10 protein-coding genes are annotated in these 10,855 nt (G+C 62.5%); 6 read left to right on the forward strand and 4 right to left on the reverse strand.

Translation table 11 applies throughout. The features are described 5' to 3' along the window. The first annotated feature begins 41 nt into the window (after positions 1–41). Both secD and secF read left to right on the forward strand, forming a co-directional pair. A complete protein-coding gene (secD, locus tag M0D68_RS31010) occupies positions 42–2,090 on the forward strand; it encodes a protein translocase subunit SecD (protein ID WP_093644609.1) in 2,049 nt (682 codons plus the stop codon). 18 nt (positions 2,091–2,108) lie between these two features. After that, positions 2,109–3,059, forward strand: coding sequence for a protein translocase subunit SecF (gene secF / locus M0D68_RS31015; protein WP_256456020.1), 951 nt, complete (start codon positions 2,109–2,111; stop codon positions 3,057–3,059). A gap of 89 nt (positions 3,060–3,148) precedes the next feature. On the opposite strand, the gene M0D68_RS31020 is transcribed toward secF, so the two are convergent. The 4 genes from M0D68_RS31020 to M0D68_RS31035 form a co-directional block, all read right to left on the reverse strand. After that, a complete protein-coding gene (locus tag M0D68_RS31020; RefSeq protein ID WP_266226264.1) occupies positions 3,149–4,426 on the reverse strand; it encodes an MFS transporter in 1,278 nt (425 codons plus the stop codon). 290 nt (positions 4,427–4,716) lie between these two features. Continuing rightward, positions 4,717–5,286 (reverse strand): YceI family protein, encoded by a 570-nt coding sequence (locus M0D68_RS31025; protein ID WP_093644721.1) that lies wholly within the window; start codon positions 5,284–5,286, stop codon positions 4,717–4,719. Positions 5,287–5,370: 84 nt separating this feature from the next. Then, a complete protein-coding gene (locus tag M0D68_RS31030; RefSeq protein ID WP_093644603.1) occupies positions 5,371–5,934 on the reverse strand; it encodes a YceI family protein in 564 nt (187 codons plus the stop codon). Positions 5,935–5,942: 8 nt separating this feature from the next. Then, positions 5,943–6,503: a cytochrome b gene (locus tag M0D68_RS31035; protein ID WP_093644601.1), complete on the reverse strand. Its 561-nt coding sequence runs from the start codon at positions 6,501–6,503 to the stop codon at positions 5,943–5,945. 448 nt (positions 6,504–6,951) lie between these two features. On the opposite strand from M0D68_RS31035, the gene M0D68_RS31040 reads away from it, so the two are divergent. From M0D68_RS31040 to M0D68_RS31055, 4 genes are read left to right on the forward strand one after another with little or no spacing between them, the layout of a single operon-like run. Next, on the forward strand, positions 6,952–7,707 hold the full coding sequence (locus M0D68_RS31040) for a paraquat-inducible protein A (protein WP_266226266.1): 756 nt from the start codon (positions 6,952–6,954) through the stop codon (positions 7,705–7,707). Between the two features lie 7 nt (positions 7,708–7,714). Next, positions 7,715–8,365, forward strand: a complete 651-nt coding sequence (locus tag M0D68_RS31045) for a paraquat-inducible protein A (RefSeq protein WP_093644599.1) — start codon at positions 7,715–7,717, stop codon at positions 8,363–8,365. After that, positions 8,358–10,016, forward strand: a complete 1,659-nt coding sequence (locus tag M0D68_RS31050) for an intermembrane transport protein PqiB (RefSeq protein WP_093644597.1) — start codon at positions 8,358–8,360, stop codon at positions 10,014–10,016. Before M0D68_RS31045 ends, M0D68_RS31050 begins: the two co-directional genes overlap by 8 nt. Then, positions 10,013–10,729: a membrane integrity-associated transporter subunit PqiC gene (locus M0D68_RS31055; RefSeq protein WP_266226268.1), complete on the forward strand. Its 717-nt coding sequence runs from the start codon at positions 10,013–10,015 to the stop codon at positions 10,727–10,729. The genes M0D68_RS31050 and M0D68_RS31055 overlap by 4 nt, the downstream gene beginning before the upstream one ends. Positions 10,730–10,855 lie beyond the last annotated feature (126 nt).

The following is a 10,855-nucleotide window of genomic DNA, read 5'->3' on the forward strand; positions in this document are numbered from 1 at the left end:
GGACGCATCGCTTCCAAGCCAACCTTCCCGTTGGACCACTCATGAATCGCTACCCCCTCTGGAAATACGCCGTGATGCTGGTGGCTCTGGTCATCGGCCTCGTGTACACGCTGCCCAATCTGTTCGGCGAAGCGCCGGCGGTGCAGGTGTCGAGCGGCAAAGCAACGGTCAAGCTCGACTCGACCACGCTGTCAGCAGTCGAAACGGCGCTGGCCGCCAATCAGATCAAGCCTGACGAAGTCACGTTCGACAACTCGTCGACCAACGCGAACATCCGCGTGCGCCTGCTGGACACCGACACGCAACTGCGCGTGAAGGATCTGCTGCAGAAGTCGCTGAACAGCGACCCGACCGACCCGCAATTCATCGTCGCACTGAACCTGCAAAGCGCGTCGCCGCGCTGGCTGACCGCCCTGCATGCGCTGCCGATGTACCTCGGTCTGGACTTGCGCGGTGGCGTGCACTTCCTGCTGCAGGTCGACATGGCCGGCGCGCTCAACAAGAAGCTCGACTCCGACGCTTCGGATGCACGCACCATGCTGCGTGACAACAACATCCGCGACGGCGGCGTGAACCGCGTCAACCAGACGGTGGTGATCAATTTCGCCGACCAGGCCACGGCAGACGCGGCATCCAAGCAACTGGGCCGCGGCATCAGCGAACTCCAGTGGGCCTCGCAAGCGAATCCGGACGGTGGTGTGCAACTGGTCGGCACGTTCACGCCGGCAGTGCAGAAAGCCGTGCAGGACGCCGCGCTCAAGCAGAACATCACCACGCTGCATAACCGCGTGAATGAACTCGGCGTGGCCGAGCCGGTGATCCAGCAACAAGGTTCGGACCGTATCGTCGTCGAACTGCCGGGTGTGCAGGACACGGCGAAGGCCAAGGACATCATCGGCCGTACGGCAACGCTCGAAGCGCGCCTCGCCGACCCGGTCAACACGCATCCGAATCCGTCCGATCCAGTGCCGCCGGGTGACGAGCTGTTCACCCAAGGCAACCAGACGCCGGTGCTGCTGCGCAAGCAGATCATCTTCACGGGTGACCGCATTATCGACGCGTCGGCAGGCTTCGACGAACATCAGCGTCCGTCGGTGAACATCCGCCTCGACTCGGCCGGTGGCCGCGCGGTGCGCAGTGTCTCGCGTGACAACATCGGCAAGCCGATGGCCATGGTGCTGTTCGAAAAGGGCAAGGGCGAAGTGCTGACGGTGGCGACCATCCAGTCGGAACTGGGCGACCGCTTCCAGATCACCGGCCAGGCCACGCCGCAAGGCGCCGCCGACCTCGCGCTGCTGCTGCGCGCCGGTTCGCTGGCAGCTCCGATGGACATCATCGAAGAACGCACGATCGGCCCGAGCCTCGGCGCGGACAACATCAAGAAGGGCTTCCACTCGGTGGTGTGGGGCTTCGTGGCAATCGCCGTCTTCATGATCGCGTACTACATGCTGTTCGGCGTGATCTCGATGATCGGCCTGTCGGTCAACCTGCTGCTGCTGATCGCCGTGCTGTCCATGTTGCAGGCCACGCTCACCTTGCCGGGTATCGCCGCTATCGCACTCGCGCTCGGTATGGCGATCGACGCGAACGTGCTGATCAATGAGCGCGTACGCGAAGAACTGCGCCACGGCGCGCCGCCGCAACTGGCGATCCAGAACGGTTACGCGCATGCATGGGCGACGATTCTCGACTCGAACGTAACCACGCTGATCGCCGGCCTCGCGCTGCTCGCCTTCGGCTCCGGCCCGGTGCGCGGCTTTGCGATGGTCCACTGTATCGGCATCTTGACGTCGATGTTCTCGGCTGTGTTCTTCTCGCGCGGTATCGTCAACCTCTGGTACGGCGGCAAGAAGAAGCTCAAGTCGCTGGCCATCGGCCAGGTGTGGCGTCCGCAACCGGAAGGTATCGACGGCGCCGCCGCTTACCTCGGCAATGAAGACGCCGCGACCGACACAGCACGTGCCGTCGCTGCGGCAAGCGCCAAGCCCAAGACCAAAGCTGCGGCCCAGGCGCGTACCAAGCCGACCGTGCGCCGTCGCGATGCGTCGGGTTCGTCGAACACGCCGCAGAAACCGGGTTCATCCCGCTGAGTCCCGGAGAACAAGACCATGGAATTTTTCCGCTTTCGCAAAGACATTCCGTTCATGCAGCGTGCGTTGCTGTTCAACGCAATCTCGCTGCTGACGTTCGTCGCTGCTGTGTTTTTCCTGCTGCATCGCGGGCTGCATCTGTCGGTGGAATTCACCGGCGGTACCGTCATCGAAGTGCAATATCCGGGTGCGGCGCCGCTCGAACCGGTGCGCGGCACACTCGGCAAGCTCGGTTACGCCGACGCTCAGGTGCAGAACTTCGGCACCTCGCGCGACGTGCTGATCCGTCTGCCGCTCAAGCAGGGCTACACGTCAGCTCAACAGAGCGACCAGGTGATGGGCGCGCTGAAGGCCGACACGCCGGAAGTGCAATTGCAGCGTGTCGAGTTCGTCGGCCCGCAGGTCGGCAAGGAACTCGCGACCGACGGCCTGCTCGCGCTGGCCTGTGTGGTAGTCGGCATCGTGATCTACCTGTCGTTCCGCTTTGAGTGGAAATACGCAGTAGCCGGCGTGATCGCTAACTTGCACGACGTGATCATCATTCTCGGCTTCTTCGCGTTCTTCCAGTGGGAGTTCTCGCTGTCGGTGCTGGCCGCCGTGCTCGCGGTGCTCGGCTACTCGGTGAACGAATCCGTCGTTATCTTCGACCGGATTCGTGAAACCTTCCGCCGCGAACGCAAGCTGACCGTGATCGAGGTGATCAACCACGCGATTACCAGCACGATGTCGCGCACGATCATCACCCACGGCTGTACGCAGATGATGGTGCTGTCGATGTTCCTGTTCGGCGGCCCGACGCTGCACTACTTCGCTCTGGCGCTGACGGTCGGTATTCTGTTCGGTATCTACTCGTCGGTGTTCGTGGCCGCGGCGCTCGCCATGTGGCTCGGCGTGAAGCGCGAAGATCTGGTGAAGGACAAGAAGGAACGCGTCGATCCGGACGATCCAAACGCAGGCGCGCAAGTTTGAGCTTGCTGTAGTCAGACCTCGCAATAAGAAAGGCCGGTTCTCTCGAACCGGCCTTTTGCGTTTACCGCGTTTATCGCCTTTGCCGCGCGTTAGCGAAACCCGAGCTTGCGCCGCGCCGCCATCAGCGCCACCAGGCTCACGACCGCGGCAAATATCATGTAGTAGCTCGGCGCCGCCTTCGACCCCGTGAAGCTGATCAGCCACGCGATGATGAACGGCCCAAAGCCGCCGAAGATCGTCACGGCGATGTTATAGGCCAGCGACATACCGGTCGTACGCGTCTGCACCGGGAACATCTCGGAGAGCAAACCCGGCAGCGCCGCAAAGTAGCCCGTCATCAGAAAGCCGAACACCACCTGCAGCGCGATCAGCGTGCCGAAGGTCGGATGCGCGACCAGATACACGAACGCCGGATTGATCAGCACGAGAAGCAACAGCGCCGAGATCAGCATGATCGTGGTGCGCCCGTGGCGGTCCGACAGATGGCCGACCAGCGGCGAAAACACCATCTGGATCACACCGGTCAGCGCAATCGCCGCGAACGCGACCGAAGGCGCCAGCCCCAACTGCTTCACGCCATAAGTCGGCATGAACAGCACCAGATAGGTCGACACGGTACCGAGCACCACCACGCCGATCGCAATCACGAGGCGCAGCTTCTGGTTCGTGAACGTGTCGCGCAGCGGCGTCGTGGTGGTTTCCGCCGCGAGGAACTCGGGTGTTTCGTCGAGCTTCGTGCGGATGTACCACGCGACCGGCCCGATCAGGAGCCCAAAGAAGAACGGCACGCGCCAACCCCACGAGGCCATCTGCTCCGGCGACAGCTTGCCGGTCAACAGCACGCCGAAACCGGCCGCGAGCAGCGTGGTGAGTCCCTGGCTCGCGACCTGCCAGCTCGCAAAGAAACCGCGCCGCCCCGGCACGTGTTCCGCGAGAAAAGCCGTGGCGCTGCCGAACTCGCCGCCGGCCGAAAAGCCTTGCATCAGGCGCGCCACCACGAGAATCACGGGTGCGGCAATGCCGATGCTCTGATACGTCGGCAGAAGCGCGATGATCAGCGTGCCGCACATCATCAGCAGAATCGACAGCGTAAGCGCCGCTTTGCGTCCGGCGCGGTCGGCGTAGGCACCGATCACGATCGCGCCGAGCGGCCGCATGAAGAACGACACACCGAAGGTGCCGAGCGTCAGCAGCAGCGAGATCGTGTCGTTACCCGCCGGGAAAAACAGCTTCGCGATGGTGACCGCGAAAAAGCCGTACACCACCAGATCGAACCATTCCAGCGCGTTGCCAATCGAGGCGGCGACCACCGCGCGCCACGAATTCCGCCGGCTCCCCGCCAGACTTGCCGCTGTCGTTGTATTCATGCAGATCTCCAATGCGCGCGAAATATTATTAACGTAGGTTTTACGCTGGATCTTGCCGAACTGGGTGCGCGCACAACCAATGCGGTGTCAGCGCTCTATGTACCTGAAAAATTAAAACGACGCGAGCGGCAAATCGCTCGCGGCCATTACACAAGGCTTCCGGCGTTTCAGGCAGGCAATAAAAAAACCGCTTCATCGCAAAAGCGAACGAAGCGGTTTTTTGTTGCGACGCAACGGCGGCGTCATAAGTGACATTGAATACGAGCCGGCTAAAAGGCTCGTTACAGCGCTTATTGCTTGATGCCTTCGGCCTGAATATGCAGCTTGGTATCCATGCTGAAGCCGTACTTGGCGCCGAAATCCATGCCGTAATCGCTACGGTTGAAATGCGCGCTCGCTTCCACGCCGCACACTTCGCGCTTGAGCACCGGATGCTGCATGCACTTGAACGATTCGATCGTCAGATTCAGCGGCTTGGTCACGCCATGCATCGTCAGGCTGCCGACCACCTGGACCGGCTTGTCGCCGTCGAACTTGATATCGGTGCCCTTGTAGGTCACCGACGAATACTTGGCCACATCAAAGAAGGCGTCCGTCTTCAGATGCTCGTCGAGCTTGGTGTTGCCGGTTTCGACCGAAGCCGGGTCAACCGTGACGTCCACCGTGCCGGTCTTCGCTGCGCGATCGAGCGTGACCGTGCCGGAGCTCTTGGTGAACTTGCCGCGCCACACCGAGAGGCCACCGAAGTGATCCGCTTCGAAGCTCGGATACGTGTGGGTCGGATCGAGCTGATAGGTGTCGGCAGCAGCAAACGCGCCGAGCGAGAAAGAAGAAGCCAGTGCGCCGACGGCGATCAACAGGGATGTTTTCAATTCATGCTCCTTATGTTTTTCGGAATTCCCGACTTGAAGGAAAGCGGCCGCGCCCAGAGAGCGCGGCGAACGTCACTTGTGTGCTGCAACGATATGAAACTTGATCACCACGTCATCGGCCACCACCGAGGTGTCCTTCCATTCGCCGGTGCCGATGTCGAATTGCGAGCGCTTGATCGGCAGCGAGCCGTCGAACGTCTGGTTCGCGCCCTGCTGGGTGACTGTGACCGGCACCACGACGGTCTGCGATTTACCCTTGATGGTCAGCTTGCCGGTGACCTTGAACTGATTGCCGCCGGCCGGCGCAATCGCGCTCGATACGAAGGTTGCAGTCGGATACGTCTTCGCGTCGAACCAGTCCTTGCCGCGCACCTGATCGTTGTAGCTTTCGTCACCGAGATCGTAGCTGGCCACGTCGATGCTGAACTGCGCGCTGCCGTCGGCCGGCTTTGCCGGGTCGAACTTGACTTGTGCGGTGAACTTGCCGAACTTCCCTTCCACCGGCACGTTCATCTGCTTCGAGGTTGCCGTCACCGAACTCTTCGCGACGTCGACCTGGGCCAGAGCACTGCCGGCGGCGGTCAGCGAGGCCGCAGCGAAGGCGGCGAGCATGTAGCGATAAAACGAAACTTTCATGGTTATCCTTATTTGATGAAAGGGAGCATGCGCGACAGCAGGCCGTCGCGGTCCAACCATTGATGCTTCAGGGCCGCCGCAACGTGCAATGCGACCAGCACGAGCAACGTGTAATTCAGGGCGATATGCACGTTCTTCAGCAACTCCTTGAGATGCGGGTCCGGTGCGATCAGGCGCGGCAGCGGAATCAGGCCGAGGTACACCACCGGGATGTTGGCCGCCGAGCTATACAGATAGCCGGAAGCGGGAATCACGATCATCAGCACGTACAGCAACAGATGCGTGAGATGCGCGGCGCCGCGCTGCCAGCCCGGCATGCGGCGCGGCATCGGCGGGGCCGCATGGGTGGCGCGCCACAGAACGCGCAGCACGGCGAGCGCGAACACCGTCACGCCGATCCATTTGTGCCAGGAGAAATAGCGCAGCTTGGTGGGCGTGAAGCCGGGGATGTCGGTCATCACCCAACCCAGCGAGAAGCCGCACACGATCAGCAGCGCGATCAGCCAGTGAAGGGCAATGGCAGTCCGCGTGTACGATTCCCGGCCACCGAAAGAAGGATTGTGTGCCATGACAGGTCAACGCAAGCTAAGAGAGGTTAACGGCGCAGTCGGCCCTGCTATTCCACGCCCGCCAATGCATGCTGCATTGCGCGACGCGATAGAAAACATGGCGGCTGCGGCACACGCCAAGGCCGCCATGCTACCGCAAGCGGAAAAAGCTGGCAGTGTCGACCAGAGTTAGCGCTTCAGCGCTTACTCCGGTCTCATGCAGAGCCCAGCACCCGGAAAGTTTTCCCGCGAGCAGAACGGTATTGAACAATTAGGGCCGGACGGTGTCAGAGGTAAGCTTTTATGTAAGACTATTCCGATTCCGAAGCCGCCTGGCCGGGCGCTTGCGCGAGAAGCAACGGCCTGCCCTCGGCGAAGCGCGTTTGGTACTATTGCTCCACGCTTTCTGCAGCCCTGCCCTGAAACGGGCATTGCACGCCTCCCATCACGTCGTTAGCCCTTCTGCCGTATGGACCATGACAACCTGATCGCGTGCCATGAATGCGATACGCTGTTCCGCAAGCCCCGGCTTGTCGGGCGGATGGTCGCGCGCTGTCCGCGCTGCGGCGCGACGCTCTATCGCGGCGTCTCCCGCAAGCTCGACAGCATCTGTGCGATGACGCTGGCCGCGCTGATCACCTTCGTCATCGCCCAAGCCTTCCCGATCGTCGAACTCGATGCCAACGGCATCACCTCGCAAACCACGCTGTTCGGCGCGCTCGTCGCGTTATGGGGCGAGGACATGCAGATCGTCGCGGTCATGGTGTTCTGCTCGACCATCCTGTTCCCGCTGACCGAACTGGTCGCGCTGCTCTATGTGCTGATCCCGCTGCGCTCGGGCTACGTGCCACCCGCCTTCAACCGTGTGTTGCGCGCCATTCAATTCGTGCGGCCGTGGGGCATGATCGAAGTCTTCATGCTCGGCGTGCTGATCACCATCGTGAAGATGGTGAGTCTCGCGCGCGTGATTCCGGAAGCGGCGCTATTCGCGTTCGGCGTGCTGACGCTGATGATCGCAGTGGTCGTCACGTTCGATCCGCGCGTGCTGTGGGATCTCGCCGACGAAATGGGCGAACGCGGTCAGCTGCCGTTGCCGCGTACTTCCGCGGACAGCGCGGCGGCTGCCGTCAGTTCGGTCGCCGGGCCGCCCGCGCCACCGGAAGTGCAAGGCGGATCGCAACCCGCCCTACCGCCGGGCGCGCCGCCGGCCCCGCATCAGGGATGAGCGCACGATGAAATACGTCACAGCGAAGCGCGCGGGCCTCGTCTCCTGCCATGCATGCGGGCGTGTCGAGCCGCGCATCCGCTCCGTCACGCCGCAGCACTGCAGCCGTTGCGGCGCGGTGCTGCACCGGCGCAATCCCGACAGCCTGATGCGCACGTGGGCGCTGCTGATCGCCGCCGCCTTGCTGTATATTCCCGCGAATCTGCTGCCGGTGATGCATACGGCGTCGCTGCTCGGTTCGGAAGACGACACCATCATGAGCGGTGTCGTGTACTTCTGGACCTCGGGCGACTGGCCGCTGGCCGTGATCGTGTTCATCGCCAGCATCATGGTGCCGATGCTCAAGCTCAGTGTGCTGGTGCTGCTCACCGCCACCGCGCAGCGCCGCTCGCGCTGGCGGCCGGAGCAACGCACCACGTTGTACAGGATGGTCGAACGGATCGGGCGCTGGTCGATGCTCGACGTGTTCGTCGTCACGCTGACCGTCGCGCTGGTCCGTTTCAAGTCGCTTGCTGTGATCACGGCCGGCCCGGGCGCGATCGCCTTCGGCTCGGTGGTGATTCTGACGATGATGGCATCCATGCAATTCGATCCACGGCTCATCTGGGACAACGTGGAAGGCAGTACTCCAAAACCTCAGGACCTCGACCATGACTAGCCCGCAAGGACCGACGCCCGCCTCCGATGCGCCGCGCAACGATTCGAACGGACCCAAGCTGCCGCCCCAACTGCCAGACCCCGACATCGAGCCGAAGAGCCGCTGGCTGCCCTCGCTCGTCTGGGTGATTCCGCTGATCGCCGCGTTGATCGGCCTCGCGCTTGTGATCAAGTCGGTGACCGAAAGAGGCCCGACGATCACGATCACGTTCACCAGCGCCGAAGGCCTCGAGCCCGGCAAGACCAAGGTCAAGTACAAGGACGTCGATGTCGGCTCGGTGAAGACCATCACGCTCTCGAAAGATCTGTCGCACGTGCTGGTTCAGGTGCAGCTCACCAAGGAAGGTGAAGACTTCGCGGTCAAGGACTCGCGCTTCTGGGTGGTGCGCCCTCGCGTGGGCGCGAGCGGCGTATCGGGACTGACCACGCTGCTCTCGGGTGCGTACATCGGCGCGGACGCCGGCCATTCACCGGACACCGAGAAGAACTTCGTCGGCCTCGAAACGCCGCCGCCTATTACGGGCGACCAGAAGGGCCACCAGTTCATTCTGCACGGCGACTCGCTCGGCTCGATCGACATCGGCTCGCCAATTTTCTACCGGCGTGTGCAGGTCGGCCAGGTGGTGGGCTTCTCGCTCGACAAGGACGGCACCGGCGTGACGATGCAGGTTTTCGTGTCGGCGCCGTTCGACCAGTACGTCGGCACCAATTCGCGCTGGTGGCATGCGAGCGGCGTCGATCTGCGGCTCGACTCGAGCGGCTTCAAGCTGAATACGCAGTCGCTTGCGACGGTGATCGTCGGTGGCCTGTCGTTCCAGTCGCCGCCGGGCCAGGGCGTGGGCGCGCAGGCGCCGAACAACATGACGTTCCGCCTCGGCTCGGATGAACAGGACGCGATGCGCGAGCCCGACGGCGTGCCGTTGCGCGTGGTGATGAATTTCAATCAGTCGCTGCGCGGGTTGTCGGTCGGCGCGACGGTCGACTTCCGCGGCATCGTGCTGGGCCAGGTGACCAACATCGGCATCGACTACGATCCGAAGACGCGCAGCTTCACGATGCCGGTGACGATGAACCTGTACCCGGACCGCCTCGGCAAGCGCTTCCGCGAAACCGCGCCGACACCGGGCAGCCTCGCGGGTCAAACCTTGCTGCAACAACTCGTCAAGCATGGTCTGCGCGGCCAGTTGCGCACCGGCAATCTGATTACGAGCCAGTTGTACGTAGCGCTCGATATCTTCCCGAAAGCGCCGCCGGCCACGGTTGACGTCACGGGCGATCCGCTCGAGTTGCCGACCATTCCGAACTCGCTCGACGAACTGCAGGTGCAGGTTGCCGACATTGCGAAGAAGCTCGACAAGGTGCCGTTCGACCAGATCGGTTCGAACCTGAACAGCGCGTTGAAGAACGCCGACCAGCTGTTCACGCGACTCGACAAGGAAGTCGTGCCGGAAGCGCGCGACACCTTGGCCGCGGCGAAGCAGACCTTCGGTTCGGCCGAGGCGACGTTGCAGCAGGACTCGCCGTTGCAGTCGGATGTTCATCAGGCGTTGCAGGAACTGACGCGCACGTTGCAGTCGCTGAATGCGTTGTCGGATTATCTGGAGCGTCATCCGGAATCGCTGTTGCGCGGTAAATCAGGAGATAAACCATGATGTTTGCCCGGCTCCCCCGCCCGCCGCGCGGGCTTGTGCGCGGCGCTATGTATGTCGGCGCTCTGGCCGGACTGGTGGCGATGGCGGCGTGTTCGTCGCCGAGCAGCCGCTTTTATACGCTCGGCGCGGATGGCGCAGCTGCCGGCGCCGCGGCGCCGGTTAGCGCCAAGACCTCGGCTGCGCCGGCGTGGCTGATTGAAGTCGCGCCGATCGATGTGCCGCCGCAGGTGGCGAAGAATCAGCTGGTGGTGCAGACGGGACCGACGCAAGTTCAGGTGCTTGAACAGGAGCGTTGGGCCTCGTTGCCCGGTGACGAGATTCGTCGGGCTTTGTCGACCAGTCTGACGCAGCAGTTGGGCACGATTGACGTGTATGGCACTGCGTATCCGGATACGACGCCGGTGTACCGGGTCAGCATGAATGTGCAGCGGTTCGAGTCATGGCCGGGGTCGCATGCGTTGATCGATGCGGTCTGGAGTGTGAGGGCTGTACGTGGTACTGGGGTGATGACCTGTCGGAGTGTGGTGAGTGAGCCGGTTAGCGGCGGCTACGATGCACTTGTTAATGGGCATCGCGTGGCGTTGCAGCGGATTGCTGTGCAAGTAGCTGCTGCTGTGCAGGCAATGGCTGCTGCTGCGCCTAAGGGGGGCTCCGCCGGGAAGGGGGGTGCTGTTGCCGTGCCGGGTTGTCCTTCTGCTGTTGTGAGTAGCTAGAGGGTTTTGCCTGCGCGGCGCTTTTGTCAGTGTTCTTAGCGCTTTGGCCTTTCCTTGAATTGTTAGTGGTTTATTAGTGTTGCCCCTGTGCGGGGCGGCACTTACTTTCTTTGCCGCCGCAAAGAA

This window comes from Paraburkholderia sp. SEWSISQ10-3 4 (genome assembly GCF_030464785.1).
Lineage (GTDB): Bacteria > Pseudomonadota > Gammaproteobacteria > Burkholderiales > Burkholderiaceae > Paraburkholderia > Paraburkholderia aspalathi.

Bases quoted from the DNA above. Each gene is read 5' to 3' on its own strand.
- secF (WP_256456020.1), top strand. From the start codon at position 2,109: ATGGAATTTTTCCGCTTTCGCAAAGACATTCCGTTCATGCAGCGTGCG.
- M0D68_RS31020 (WP_266226264.1), bottom strand. From the start codon at position 4,426: ATGAATACAACGACAGCGGCAAGTCTGGCGGGGAGCCGGCGGAATTCG.
- M0D68_RS31055 (WP_266226268.1), top strand. From the start codon at position 10,013: ATGATGTTTGCCCGGCTCCCCCGCCCGCCGCGCGGGCTTGTGCGCGGC.
- M0D68_RS31030 (WP_093644603.1), bottom strand. From the start codon at position 5,934: ATGAAAGTTTCGTTTTATCGCTACATGCTCGCCGCCTTCGCTGCGGCC.
- secD (WP_093644609.1), top strand. From the start codon at position 42: ATGAATCGCTACCCCCTCTGGAAATACGCCGTGATGCTGGTGGCTCTG.
- M0D68_RS31040 (WP_266226266.1), top strand. From the start codon at position 6,952: ATGGACCATGACAACCTGATCGCGTGCCATGAATGCGATACGCTGTTC.
- M0D68_RS31050 (WP_093644597.1), top strand. From the start codon at position 8,358: ATGACTAGCCCGCAAGGACCGACGCCCGCCTCCGATGCGCCGCGCAAC.
- M0D68_RS31035 (WP_093644601.1), bottom strand. From the start codon at position 6,503: ATGGCACACAATCCTTCTTTCGGTGGCCGGGAATCGTACACGCGGACT.
- M0D68_RS31045 (WP_093644599.1), top strand. From the start codon at position 7,715: ATGAAATACGTCACAGCGAAGCGCGCGGGCCTCGTCTCCTGCCATGCA.